General features: G+C 44.8%; 10 protein-coding genes and 6 tRNA genes. 15 read left to right on the forward strand and 1 reads right to left on the reverse strand.

The window, feature by feature from the left end; all coding sequences use genetic code 11:
• Positions 1 to 107 precede the first annotated feature (107 nt).
• The 9 genes from nagB (at position 108) to XPG1_RS10850 (ending at position 4,159) form a co-directional block, all read left to right on the forward strand.
• Complete coding sequence (gene nagB / locus XPG1_RS10810; protein WP_045959089.1) at positions 108 to 914, forward strand: glucosamine-6-phosphate deaminase; 807 nt, start codon at positions 108 to 110, stop codon at positions 912 to 914.
• A 24-nt stretch (positions 915 to 938) separates the two neighbouring features.
• Entirely contained in the window at positions 939 to 2,096 is a 1,158-nt protein-coding gene (gene nagA, locus XPG1_RS10815) for an N-acetylglucosamine-6-phosphate deacetylase (RefSeq protein ID WP_045959090.1), read from the forward strand.
• A gap of 12 nt (positions 2,097 to 2,108) precedes the next feature.
• A complete protein-coding gene (gene nagC, locus XPG1_RS10820) occupies positions 2,109 to 3,332 on the forward strand; it encodes a DNA-binding transcriptional regulator NagC (protein WP_045959091.1) in 1,224 nt (407 codons plus the stop codon).
• A 154-nt stretch (positions 3,333 to 3,486) separates the two neighbouring features.
• A tRNA-Met gene (locus XPG1_RS10825) sits at positions 3,487 to 3,563 on the forward strand.
• 5 nt (positions 3,564 to 3,568) lie between these two features.
• A tRNA-Leu gene (locus tag XPG1_RS10830) sits at positions 3,569 to 3,653 on the forward strand.
• 69 nt (positions 3,654 to 3,722) lie between these two features.
• Positions 3,723 to 3,797: transfer RNA gene (locus tag XPG1_RS10835), tRNA-Gln, on the forward strand.
• Between the two features lie 81 nt (positions 3,798 to 3,878).
• Positions 3,879 to 3,953, forward strand: a tRNA-Gln gene (locus XPG1_RS10840).
• Positions 3,954 to 3,993: 40 nt separating this feature from the next.
• A tRNA-Met gene (locus tag XPG1_RS10845) sits at positions 3,994 to 4,070 on the forward strand.
• Between the two features lie 14 nt (positions 4,071 to 4,084).
• A tRNA-Gln gene (locus XPG1_RS10850) sits at positions 4,085 to 4,159 on the forward strand.
• A gap of 271 nt (positions 4,160 to 4,430) precedes the next feature.
• Here XPG1_RS10850 and ubiF read toward each other — a convergent pair.
• The gene (gene ubiF, locus XPG1_RS10855) at positions 4,431 to 5,618 is read right to left on the reverse strand and encodes a 3-demethoxyubiquinol 3-hydroxylase (RefSeq protein WP_045959092.1); all 1,188 of its coding nucleotides are present in this window, start codon (positions 5,616 to 5,618) and stop codon (positions 4,431 to 4,433) included.
• Positions 5,619 to 5,838: 220 nt separating this feature from the next.
• On the opposite strand from ubiF, the gene miaB reads away from it, so the two are divergent.
• The 6 genes from miaB (at position 5,839) to XPG1_RS10885 (ending at position 12,575) form a co-directional block, all read left to right on the forward strand.
• Positions 5,839 to 7,269: a tRNA (N6-isopentenyl adenosine(37)-C2)-methylthiotransferase MiaB gene (gene miaB, locus XPG1_RS10860; RefSeq protein WP_045959093.1), complete on the forward strand. Its 1,431-nt coding sequence runs from the start codon at positions 5,839 to 5,841 to the stop codon at positions 7,267 to 7,269.
• 93 nt (positions 7,270 to 7,362) lie between these two features.
• On the forward strand, positions 7,363 to 8,340 hold the full coding sequence (locus XPG1_RS10865; protein WP_231853089.1) for a PhoH family protein: 978 nt from the start codon (positions 7,363 to 7,365) through the stop codon (positions 8,338 to 8,340).
• A complete protein-coding gene (gene ybeY, locus XPG1_RS10870) occupies positions 8,337 to 8,804 on the forward strand; it encodes an rRNA maturation RNase YbeY (protein ID WP_045959095.1) in 468 nt (155 codons plus the stop codon). The genes XPG1_RS10865 and ybeY overlap by 4 nt, the downstream gene beginning before the upstream one ends.
• 59 nt (positions 8,805 to 8,863) lie before the next feature.
• Positions 8,864 to 9,742 carry a CNNM family magnesium/cobalt transport protein CorC gene (gene corC, locus XPG1_RS10875; protein ID WP_045959096.1) on the forward strand — a complete coding sequence of 293 codons (879 nt, stop codon included), beginning with the start codon at positions 8,864 to 8,866 and terminating at the stop codon, positions 9,740 to 9,742.
• Between the two features lie 10 nt (positions 9,743 to 9,752).
• Positions 9,753 to 11,282, forward strand: a complete 1,530-nt coding sequence (lnt, locus tag XPG1_RS10880; protein WP_045959097.1) for an apolipoprotein N-acyltransferase — start codon at positions 9,753 to 9,755, stop codon at positions 11,280 to 11,282.
• A gap of 405 nt (positions 11,283 to 11,687) precedes the next feature.
• Positions 11,688 to 12,575: a glutamate/aspartate ABC transporter substrate-binding protein gene (locus XPG1_RS10885; RefSeq protein WP_157879479.1), complete on the forward strand. Its 888-nt coding sequence runs from the start codon at positions 11,688 to 11,690 to the stop codon at positions 12,573 to 12,575.
• Positions 12,576 to 12,678: the final 103 nt, after the last annotated feature.

Consider the following 12,678-nt stretch of genomic DNA (forward strand, 5'->3'; position numbering starts at 1 on the left):
AAGTAAAATATGCAATTTCACCCCTATTACTATTATTACTATCACACACGATTATTGAGATCTCATGTCGTGTATCACTCTCATAACTTGACATTGAAGAGGTAATCATGAGGCTGATCCCCCTTACTACAATCGCTGATGTTGGCCGATGGTCTGCTCACTATATTGCAAGTAAGATCAATGCGTTAAACCCAACTTCTGCGCACCCTTTCGTGCTTGGGCTTCCCACCGGCAGCACACCACTCGCCACCTACAAGGAATTGATTGCCCTCTATCAAGCAGGAAAAGTGAGCTTCCAGCATGTTGTGACATTTAATATGGATGAATACGTCGGTCTACCAGAAGATCACCCTCAAAGTTACCATTCATTTATGTACCAGAATTTCTTTGATCACATTGATATTCCAAAAGAAAATATCAATTTATTAAATGGAAACGCGGAAAATATTGAGGTTGAGTGTCAACGTTATGAAAACAAGATCAAAGCTTATGGCAAAATCCATTTATTTATGGGCGGAGTTGGTAATGACGGACATATTGCCTTTAATGAACCCGCATCTTCGCTTGCTTCACGAACACGAATCAAAACACTGACCATTGAAACGCGAACTGCCAACTCTCGTTTTTTCAATAATGACGTGGAACAAGTCCCCAAATATGCGCTAACTGTTGGTGTCGGTACACTAATGGATGCCGAAGAAATTATGATCCTGGCGACGGGTATGAACAAAGCACACGCTCTGCAAGCTGCGGTGGAAGGAAGTATCAACCATATGTGGACAGTCAGTTGCCTCCAGATGCATCCAAAATCGCTGATTGTCTGTGATGAAACTGCCACCATGGAATTGAAGGTAAAAACGGTGAAGTATTTCCACCAGTTAGAAGCCGATATCATCAGTGAATTCGCTAGCTAAACTGATTCAGGAGTTAAGATAGTCATGTATGCATTAACCAATGGTATTATTTATACCGGCTATGACAGGCTCGATAACCATGCGGTCATTATTGCCGATGGTTTGATTAAACAAGTCTGTCCGATAAGCGAGTTGCCCCCAGAGATTGAAAAACACGATTTACATGGCACAAACCTGGTGCCAGGCTTTATTGATCTACAAGTGAATGGTTGTGGTGGCGTCCAGTTCAATGAACGGTTAGACGATATTTCAGAAGAAACGCTGCATTCCATGCAGAAAACCAATCAGCGATACGGTTGTACCAGTTTCCTGCCGACCCTCATCACCAGCCCCGATGAATTAATGATAAAAGCCATTGAAGTGATGCACGCTTATCTGAAAAAGCATCCTAATCAGGCATTAGGGCTGCATCTGGAAGGGCCTTATATCAACCCAATCAAGAAAGGAACCCATAATACCGCCTATATCCGTAAGCCTACCCAAGAAATGGTTAATTACCTATGCCTGAATGCCGATGTGATTACCAAAATCACGCTTGCACCTGAAATGGTAGAAAGCAAGTATATTCAGCAACTGACTGAAGCGGGTATCACTCTTTCAGCAGGGCATTCCAATGCGACTTATGAAGAAGCACGTCGTGGATTCCGGGATGGTATTACCTTCTCGACTCATTTATATAATGCCATGCCGCCCATTTCTGGCCGCCAACCGGGATTGGTTGGTGCGATTTATGATGACTCAGAAATTTATGCCGGCATTATTTGTGATGGAATACATGTTTCATGGCCAAATATCCGTCATTCCAAAAGATTAAAAAAAGAAAAACTGATTTTGGTAACGGATGCGATTGTTCCGGCCGGACTTGCTCATGATGCGATGTCACAATTTACCTTTGCTAATAAAACGATATATTATCGGAATGGCTTATGTGTTGATGAACATGGAACAATAAGCGGCTCATCAATCACCATGATTGATTGTGTCAAAAATAGTGTAGAACAGGTTGGTATTGCTTTGGATGAAACGTTGCGGATGGCGACACTTTACCCAGCACGGGCAATCGGTGTTGATAAACATCTCGGCACGATTACACCCGGTAAGGTAGCGAATCTGACCGCATTTACTCACGATTTCAAAATCTGCAAAACCATTGTTAACGGAAATCAAGTCAAGCTATCGTGAGTATAACGACTGATGAGTAATGAAAACGCGCAGAAACAAATCGGTAATGTCGATCTAGTCAAACAATTAAACAGTGCTGTGGTCTACCGGCTCATTGATCAATATGGGCCAATATCACGCATTCAGATTGCAGAAGAGAGCCAGCTTGCTCCTGCCAGTGTCACCAAAATTACTCGTCAATTGTTGGAACGTGGCCTGATAAAAGAAGTTGAACATCAGGCATCTACCGGAGGAAGGCGCGCTATCTCCATTATGACCGAGACCCGGCATTTCCATACGATTGGGATCCGGCTTGGTCGCCATGATGCCACTGTCGCTCTGTTCGATATGAATGGTAAGACGTTAGTGGAAGCCCAATATCCTGTGCCAGAAAATACTCAACAGGCTGTCGAGAGACGGATTATTCACGCCATTGAAAGTTTTATCGACAACAACCAGCGCCGTATCCGTGAATTGATTGCCATTTCCATCATTCTGCCCGGCCTGGTTGATCCTGACCAGGGTATCATCCGCTATATGCCACATATTGAGGTGAATAACTGGCCGCTGGTTAAGCAGATCAAAACCCATTTCAATACGGTCTGTTTTATCGGGCATGATATTCGCAGCCTTGCATTGGCAGAAAATTATTTCGGGGCAACACGCGATTGTGAAGATTCTATTCTGGTCCGTATTCATCGCGGCACGGGAGCCGGCGTTATTATTAACAATAATATCCTGCTCAACAAACGGGGTAACCTGGGTGAAATAGGCCATATCCAGCTCGATCCCCTGGGAGAACGCTGCCATTGCGGTAATTTTGGTTGCCTGGAAACCATCGCTTCCAATTCTGCAATAGAAGCCAGAGTTCAACATCAATTACGGCAAGGCTATCCAAGTCAACTGACTTTAAATAACAGCAATATCCATGCTATTTGCCTTGCCGCCAAGGCCGGTGACCCTCTCGCCACAGAAGTTATCAAGCAAGTAGGCCACTATCTTGGCAAGGCCATTTCAATCGCAGTTAACCTCTTTAATCCTCAGAAAGTAGTCATTGCAGGAGAAATCACTGAAGCGGAGCAAGTGTTGCTACCTACCATTAAAAACAGCATGAACACTCAAGTCTTAAAAGCATTCCGCGAAGACCTGCCTGTGGTCGTTTCTGAACTAAATCACTGTTCAGCGATTGGTGCATTCGCACTAACGAAACGGGCGATGCTGAATGGTGTCTTATTGCAACATCTTCTGGGAGGATAATTTCAATAATTTTTGCTGTGTTTGTCGACAAAGTGATTACAGGACAAACAAATAAACGATTTTATGTCGATTTATTTAAAAAAGCAGTTGACGCAATGGTTTGATATACGCATAATGCGCCCCGCAACGCCGATGAAGGCAAAGCGAGAAAGATGGCTACGTAGCTCAGCTGGTTAGAGCACAGCACTCATAATGCTGGGGTCACAGGTTCGATTCCCGTCGTAGCCACCATCTTTGCGGGAGTGGCGAAATTGGTAGACGCACCAGATTTAGGTTCTGGCGCCGCAAGGTGTGCGAGTTCAAGTCTCGCCTCCCGCACCATTTTCTTCATTGGTTTGTACTTAAAATGTCTTTGAGTCACAATTTTAAGTTTTAGTGTGTTGTTTCAGGTGGGGTATCGCCAAGCGGTAAGGCACCAGGTTTTGATCCTGGCATGCCCTGGTTCGAATCCAGGTACCCCAGCCATTTAACTGAGGCAACAAGTTAAAACGGTACAAATTTAACTCAACATGTTAGGGGCAAAAAGTTGCACTGGTAACACTCAGATGGGGTATCGCCAAGCGGTAAGGCACCAGGTTTTGATCCTGGCATGCCCTGGTTCGAATCCAGGTACCCCAGCCATATCACTGAGGCTGTCACCATTCTTGCTAATATCGTAAATGGCTACGTAGCTCAGCTGGTTAGAGCACAGCACTCATAATGCTGGGGTCACAGGTTCGATTCCCGTCGTAGCCACCATTTACAAATCCAGTTGGGGTATCGCCAAGCGGTAAGGCACCGGATTCTGATTCCGGCATTCCCAGGTTCGAATCCTGGTACCCCAGCCATATTTTTCGATATGTTGCGTAAAGTGACGATGATTGAAAAATCATGGAGAAAGGATAGAAAAAGAATATACAGTAAGCATATTCTTTGATGTCTTAGCCACCTTTGCGGTGGTTTTTTTGTTTCCTGCCATAAACCCCAAAATCAAATGATACCCTTCAGGCTGTCAACATTAGCCATTTTCGTCAGTATGGCGTACTTCACGTATTTTCGATAAGGCAGAAGCTAGGTTTGTTTTCATACCGCTCACGCTTAAGCAAGCGGTATGACTTATCACAATCCCAACGCATATTTCAGCGCAAGATTTTTCATCACACCTGAATGTTGCGCGGCCATCAGTGCCAAGTTTCGTACTGTTTTCAAGCCCGGAAAATCATGACTAAATGCGGTATGGAAAAGATCCATTCCCGCTTGCATGACCAAATTATCCGGCATCCTACGACGCTGATAACGCAGCAAGACAGCCAAAGAATCCCACTCTTCCAGCAATTCTTTGGCATCAGTCAGGATCTTGAGTAACGCATCAACATCCCGATACCCTAAATTCACCCCCTGCCCCGCCAGAGGATTGATGGTATGCGCGGCATCGCCCAATAATACTAACCCTTCCTGCACATAACGGTTAGCATGATGACGAGCCAGTGGAAATGCACCCACAGCAATCGGCGTCACTTTCCCTAAGCGAGTGGGAAATGCCTGAAAAATTTCCCGCTCCAGTTGTGGCATCGTCATGGATTGCAATTGGCGAATACGGGCAGGAGAATCGTACCAAACTAATGAAGCCCATTGCTCAAATAACGGCAGGAACGCCCTTGGACCCGAAGGGAAAAACTGTTGCCATGTTATATCTTGTTGCGGCCGATCGGTTTTGACGGTTATCAGCATACATGATTGTTTGTATTGCCATCCCTTACTGCCAATCCCTGACAAATGGCGAACTTGAGAATGAGCACCATCAGCGCCAACAATCAACCGAGTATCGATTTCAGTGCCTTCTGCCAGTACCACCCGCCACGTTTTATGCTCATGCTGACGCTGCATAGATTTCAAGGCGGTGGGACAAAATAATGTCAGGTTCGGATAACGTTCAAATTCTTGCCACAAGGCCAATTGCAAAATACGATTTTCAACCATGTAGCCTAGTTCTGGCAGCCCTAAACTTTCAGCGTCGAAAACAACGTTAGAATCATTTTGCTCCCACGTTTCCAACCGTCGATAGGGAGCACTACGCATTTGCAGTACATTGTCCCATGCGCCTATTTGCTTCAATAAATCCACCGACGCACAGCTAATCGCGGATATCCGAACATCAGGCTCACTCTCCGCATGATAGGGCGCTGGAGGTTGATGCTCTAATAGCGCAACTTGCCAACCTTCCTGCGCCAGACCCAATGCAATTGCAGCGCCAACCATACCCGCGCCCACGACAACGATATCGAATTTTTGTTGTGGATTATTCATACTCATCACATCATTAACGTATTGATTAAAATAGTTTACCGGAATTTTCCCTTTCCGGCTGTGAATATCCGGTGCTACAGTCTGGTCACTGGTGCCTCAAATGACTACAATAGCCAACAATATTATGCTAAATACACGACGCGCAACATTGTGCAAGATTGCAATATATTGCGCTTTTCAGTGTTGAAGCATCATTCCACTGGAAACACCGGAACACAAAATGTCGACGATAAAAAAACTGTATATCAAAACCTGGGGCTGTCAGATGAACGAGTACGATTCATCTAAAATGGCCGACTTGCTGGAAACCACTCACGGTTATCAGTTAACCGATGTCGCCGAAGACGCAGATATCTTACTCCTGAATACCTGTTCAATCCGTGAAAAGGCGCAAGAAAAAGTCTTTCATCAATTGGGGCGTTGGAAAGGTCTGAAAGATAAAAATCCTGAGATTATTATTGGCGTAGGCGGTTGTGTTGCCTCTCAGGAAGGGGACTTCATTCGCCAGCGCGCACCTAGCGTCGATATTATTTTCGGGCCACAAACCTTGCACCGGCTGCCGGAAATGATTAACCATGTCAAAGGCACCCGCAGCCCTGTCGTTGATATCAGTTTCCCTGAGATTGAAAAATTCGACCGCCTGCCAGAACCGCGTGCTGAAGGCCCGACCGCCTTCGTTTCTATCATGGAAGGCTGCAATAAATACTGCACATTCTGCGTTGTACCTTATACCCGCGGGGAAGAAGTCAGCCGCCCTTGTGATGATATTTTATTAGAAATCGCTCAGCTTGCAGCACAAGGTGTACGTGAAGTTAATCTGCTCGGACAAAACGTGAATGCTTATCGTGGTGCGACGTTTGATGGGGAGATCTGTACATTTGCAGAATTATTGCGTCTGGTTGCAGCGATTGACGGCATCGACCGAATCCGCTTCACGACCAGCCATCCCATTGAATTTACCGACGACATTATCGCAGTCTACGAAGATACGCCTGAATTGGTCAGCTTCCTGCATCTGCCAGTCCAAAGTGGCTCTGATCGCATTCTGACCCTTATGAAACGCGCCCATACCGCACTGGAATACAAAGGAATTATTCGCCGTTTGCGGAAAGCGCGCCCTGATATTCTGATCAGCTCTGACTTCATCGTGGGTTTCCCGGGTGAAACACAAGATGACTTTGAAAAAACCATGAAACTTATTGCTGATGTTAACTTCGACATGAGTTTTAGCTTTATCTATTCCGCACGCCCAGGAACACCCGCAGCCGATTTGCCAGATGATGTCAGCGAAGAAGAGAAAAAACAGCGACTGTATCTACTCCAGCAACGTATTAACCAACAGGCCATGAGTTTTAGCCGCGCAATGCTTGGCACAACACAACGCATTCTGGTTGAAGGCCCTTCACGCAAAAATATCATGGAACTCTCTGGTCGTACTGAAAATAACCGCGTGGTTAATTTTGCGGGAACGCCTGACATGATCGGAAAATTTGTTGATGTCGAAATCGTTGATGTCTACGCCAACTCACTGCGTGGTAAAGTCATTCGTACTGAAGATGAGATGGATCTGCGTATCCATGAATCCCCTGCATCAGTCATTGCCCGTACTCGTAAGGAAGATGAAATCGGCGTTGGCGTTTACCAGCCTTAATCGGCCCTAACATAGAGATAATCAGTGACACACATCAATCCACAAGTCGCAACACAAGAAATCTTTCTGGAACCCGCAGATAATCAACGTTTGATGAGCCTGTGTGGACCACTTGATGATAACCTGAAACAACTTGAGCGTCGTTTGGGCATTGAAATCAACCGCCGCGAGAACCGTTTCAAACTGGTCGGTAAACCACTGTGTGTTAGTGCTGCCGCAGGCATTCTACGTCACCTTTATGTCGATACGGCTCCGGTGCGTGGTGTCATACCCCATCTTGAACCTGAACAGGTTCATCTCGCCATCACCGAAAGTCGGGTATTGGAACAAGCCGCAGAAAGCGTGCCTGCATACGGTAAGGCCGTGAATATCAAAACCAAGCGGGGTGTTGTCAAACCCCGCACACCGAATCAGGCGCAGTATATTGCCAATATTCTCGATCACGACATTACGTTCGGGGTCGGGCCGGCGGGAACAGGAAAAACGTATTTGGCCGTTGCCGCAGCAGTCGACGCACTGGAGCGCCAGACGATCCGCCGCATTCTGTTGACTCGCCCTGCGGTTGAAGCAGGCGAAAAACTGGGTTTTCTGCCCGGCGATCTCAGCCAGAAAGTCGATCCTTATCTGCGGCCACTTTATGATGCCCTGTTTGAGATGATGGGATTTGAAAAAGTTGAGAAGCTGATCGAAAGAAACGTTATTGAAGTCGCACCACTGGCTTATATGCGTGGACGTACTCTCAATGATGCCTTTATTATTCTCGATGAAAGCCAGAATACCACCATCGAACAGATGAAAATGTTCCTGACTCGCATTGGTTTTAATTCCAAAGCGGTCATTACAGGTGACGTAACTCAGATTGACCTGCCAAGAGGCCAAAAATCAGGTTTGAGCCATGCAATCGAGGTTTTATCTGGTGTTGATGATCTGAGTTTTAATTTCTTACATAGTGAAGATGTTGTCCGTCATCCGGTGGTTGCAAAGGTTGTTATTGCTTATGAAGCCTGGGAAGCCGCAGAACAAGAACGTAAAAAAATGCTCAATGAGAAACGCAAACAGGAAGTAAAATGAGTTCGGTTATATTAGACTTGCAGATTGCATGTGAAAACACCACGGGGCTTCCCGAAGAAGCGCTTTTCCAGCGCTGGCTGGAAGGGGTTTTGCCGCAGTTTCAAGCAGAAAGTGAAGTGACCATTCGCTTGGTTGATGAAACAGAAAGTCACGATTTAAACCTCACTTATCGTGGGAAAGATAAACCAACTAATGTGCTATCTTTTCCCTTTGAAGCACCACCTGAAATTGAATTACCCTTACTGGGGGATTTAATCATCTGTCGTCAGGTTGTTGAAAAAGAGGCAGAAGAGCAACAAAAAACTGTCGAAGAACACTGGGCTCATATGGTTGTTCACGGCAGCCTTCATCTTCTGGGATATGATCATATTGAAGACGATGAAGCGGAAGAAATGGAATCTCTGGAAACCGAGATACTAAAAAAAATGGGTTATTCTGATCCTTATCTTTCGGAAAAAGAATAACTATGACTGACATTGTTATGTTGAACATAATATTAATGGGGAATTTTCATTAAAACGCCATGAGCGACGACCACTCTTCTAGTAACGATAACCCTGGTCCTAAGAAAGGCTTCTTTGCACTTCTTAATCAGCTTTTTCACGGTGAGCCGAAAAATCGAGATGATTTGGTTGAACTGATCCGTGATTCTGAACAAAATGACCTGATCGATCCCGACACCCGAGAAATGCTCGAAGGTGTCATGGATATTGCTGATCAACGCGTGCGGGACATTATGATTCCCCGCTCACAGATCGTTACCTTAAAACGCAACCAATCTCTGGACGAATGTCTGGATGTTATTATTGTCTCCGCGCACTCACGTTTTCCCGTGATCAGTGAAGACAAAGATCACATCGAAGGCATATTAATGGCGAAAGATCTGCTACCCTTCATGCGTACAAATGCAGAGCCTTTCAGCATTGATAAAGTCCTCCGTCAAGCTATTGTTGTGCCGGAAAGTAAACGTGTTGACCGTCTGCTGAAAGAGTTTCGTTCCCAGCGCTATCATATGGCGATTGTGATCGACGAATTTGGCGGTGTTTCAGGATTAGTCACGATTGAAGATATTCTTGAACTGATCGTGGGTGAAATAGAGGATGAATACGATGATGATGAAGATAACGATATTCGTGCTTTAAGCCGTCACTCCTATTCAGTGCGGGCATTGACTCAAATTGAGGATTTCAACGACACTTTTGGCACCCGTTTCAGCGATGAAGAGGTTGATACCATTGGTGGGTTAGTCATGCAGGCATTTGGGCATCTGCCTTCCCGTGGGGAATCCATTGCCATTGATGGCTACCTGTTCAAAGTGGCAATGTCTGATAGCCGTAAAATAATTCAGGTACATGTAAAAATACCTGATGATGCTGACATCCCTAACCTTGATAAAAAATAATAGGATCAGGATGAACAAAGCCTCATTCATGAGTTGCCAGCGACTACGTGCGTTGCTGGCACTTTTCTTCGGAGCCAGTGGAACGCTGGCTTTTTCACCTTTTGATTTCTGGCCTGCTGCACTGGTTGCTCTTTTCGGTCTGCAACTCCTTTCCTTAAACAGAACAACCCGCCAAGCTTGCTTTATTGGTTTATGTTGGGGGCTTGGCTTATTTGGCAGCGGCGTAAACTGGGTTTACGTCAGTATCGCTGATTTTGGCGGTATGCCGACTGCCATTAATATCTTCTTGGTGATTTTGCTCTCTGCCTACCTTGCACTTTATCCCGCATTATTTAGTGGTTTATTGAACCGTTTCTTTCCAGCTTCCAATACGATCAGGCTGGTTATCGCCAGCCCGGCATTGTGGCAATTGACTGAATACTTGCGTGGCTGGGTATTAACCGGGTTTCCGTGGTTACAATTTGGTTACAGCCAAATTGATGGACCAATGAAAGCCGTTGCCCCTATTTTCGGTGTGGAAGGCATTACTTTCTTACTTATGATGATCAGCGGGTTGCTGGTGCTTGCGGTCACGCAAAAAAAAATTTCCGCCGCTCTTTTTGCCATCATTCTGTTATTGTCACCCTGGCCAATGAGACATTACGCGTGGTATACCCTCCAGCCGGAAAAAGCCACTGATGTTGCGTTGGTACAAGGGAATATTCCTCAAGTGATAAAATGGGATCCCAATGCCCTCGACAAAACGCTGGATATCTATTTAAATAATAGCCATCCCTTCATGGGTAAAGTCCCTATTATCATCTGGCCGGAATCTGCCATTCCTGCTTATGAATATGATCAACGCGTTTTTCTGACTAAATTGGATGCCCTGTTGAGGCAGCATAATACCAGCCTGATCACCGGTATTGTTGATGCCCGCCCGCAACAGGAAGGTTATAAATTCTATAACAGTATTATCGTATTAGGGGATAAGATACCTTATCAATATCCGACACCTACCCGGTATGACAAAAATCATCTGGTTCCGTTTGGTGAGTTTGTGCCCCTGGAATCAATATTGCGTCCATTAGCTCCTTTATTCAATTTACCTATGTCGTCCTTTAGCCGAGGCAGTTATATTCAGCCTCAACTTTCTGTTGCGGGTTATCATATTACCGCGGCTATCTGCTATGAAATTATCTTGGGTGAACAGGTACGTGCGAATTTCAAGCCTGATACAGCGTTCCTGCTGACCGTTTCTAATGATGCTTGGTTTGGGCGTTCTATTGGCCCGTGGCAGCATTTCCAAATGGCTCGTATGCGTTCCCTGGAACTGGGTCGCCCGCTGCTAAGAGGCACAAATAATGGCATTACTGCGGTAATCAATCCAGACGGTTCTATTCAAGCCGCGATCCCATCGTTTACCCAACAGGTCTTAGCAGCCAAAGTCACTCCGGCCACCGGAATAACACCTTATGTTCGCTTCGGAAACTGGCCAATATGGGGGCTCAGTGCGCTGTTTTTCCTCTTTGCTTTTATGAAAAAACGTCAAAAAAATTAATTTATCATCAATGGTGATGGCTATTTATTAATAATCAGGGCATATTTTATGCCCTGACTTTCTTCCGTTTTTTTCACGCCACAGACAACTTCAACAACCCGTCTTAATCCTCACCTAAATCACCAACATAAAGTAAACTTACAACATACCAAACCGAACTTACCCGACAAAAACAGCGTATTATTCCAAATAACTCAAAGTGTGAACAACATTCAACATTATTGCCTACCTAATCACACATCAATGAAATTGTTTATTTATAGTGCGAGGTGGGTCGCGAAATAGAAACATTATTGTTTCAAAAAAGTAACATTATGAATTATTTTTTCACAGCATATAAACAAAATGATTCATAAAATCATAGAAAATCATTTCTATAAATAACCAGATGAAGGGGCTATATATATGCGTAAGTTGATGTTAACCATGATGTTGCTTAGCGCGGTTGGTGCTGCTCATGCTGAGGAATTAACCGGGACACTGAAAAAAATCAAGGATAATGGCATTATCGTTGTTGGACACCGAGAATCTTCTGTCCCATTCTCTTACTACGATAATCAGCAAAATGTCGTTGGTTATTCTCAAGATTATTCCAATTTGATTGTCAATGCGGTTAAGAAAAAACTGGATATGCCTAACCTACAGGTTAAGCTGATCCCGATTACCTCCCAGAACCGCATTCCCCTGTTACAAAACGGTATATTCGATTTTGAATGTGGGTCTACAACCAACAATGATGAGCGCCAGAAACAGGCCGCATTCTCCAACACTATCTTTGTTGTTGGTACTCGTCTGCTGGTTAAAAAAGATTCTGGCATCAAAGGATTTGATGATCTGGCCGGAAAAAATGTCGTCGTAACGTCTGGCACAACCTCTGAAATTTTGTTGAATAAGCTCAATGATGAGAAGCAAATGCACATGCGCATTATTAGTGCCAAAGACCATGGCGATTCATTCCGTACTCTGGAATCAGGCCGTGCTGTTGCCTTTATGATGGACGATGCTCTGCTCGCAGGGGAACGGGCAAAAGCGAAGAAACCAGATCAATGGATCATTGTTGGTAAAGCGCAATCAGAAGAAGCTTATGGCTGTATGCTGCGCAAAGACGATCCTCAATTCAAGAAATTGATTGATGACGTCATTGTGAAAGTACAGACCTCCGGTAAAGCAGAAAAAATGTTTGACCGCTGGTTCAAAGAACCTATTCCACCTAAAAAACTGAACATGAATTTCTCTATGTCCGATGAAATGAGAGCCTTGTTTAAGTCACCAAATGATAATGCGCTGAATTAACCAAGGAACTAAGGATATCTTGATTTTATTGGCACAACGGATTTGAGGTAGCCGTTCCCTACCTCATTTTTTAGATCGTTTTTCAGTGTCGCTGCCAACCCCA

The sequence above is a fragment of the Xenorhabdus poinarii G6 genome (genome assembly GCF_000968175.1).
Classification (GTDB): domain Bacteria; phylum Pseudomonadota; class Gammaproteobacteria; order Enterobacterales; family Enterobacteriaceae; genus Xenorhabdus; species Xenorhabdus poinarii.

Coding starts and splice junctions, on each gene's coding strand:
- nagB (WP_045959089.1), top strand. CDS start 108: ATGAGGCTGATCCCCCTTACTACAATCGCTGATGTTGGCCGATGGTCT.
- nagA (WP_045959090.1), top strand. CDS start 939: ATGTATGCATTAACCAATGGTATTATTTATACCGGCTATGACAGGCTC.
- nagC (WP_045959091.1), top strand. CDS start 2,109: ATGAGTAATGAAAACGCGCAGAAACAAATCGGTAATGTCGATCTAGTC.
- ubiF (WP_045959092.1), bottom strand. CDS start 5,618: ATGAATAATCCACAACAAAAATTCGATATCGTTGTCGTGGGCGCGGGT.
- miaB (WP_045959093.1), top strand. CDS start 5,839: ATGTCGACGATAAAAAAACTGTATATCAAAACCTGGGGCTGTCAGATG.
- XPG1_RS10865 (WP_231853089.1), top strand. CDS start 7,363: ATGAGCCTGTGTGGACCACTTGATGATAACCTGAAACAACTTGAGCGT.
- ybeY (WP_045959095.1), top strand. CDS start 8,337: ATGAGTTCGGTTATATTAGACTTGCAGATTGCATGTGAAAACACCACG.
- corC (WP_045959096.1), top strand. CDS start 8,864: ATGAGCGACGACCACTCTTCTAGTAACGATAACCCTGGTCCTAAGAAA.
- lnt (WP_045959097.1), top strand. CDS start 9,753: ATGAACAAAGCCTCATTCATGAGTTGCCAGCGACTACGTGCGTTGCTG.
- XPG1_RS10885 (WP_157879479.1), top strand. CDS start 11,688: ATGCGTAAGTTGATGTTAACCATGATGTTGCTTAGCGCGGTTGGTGCT.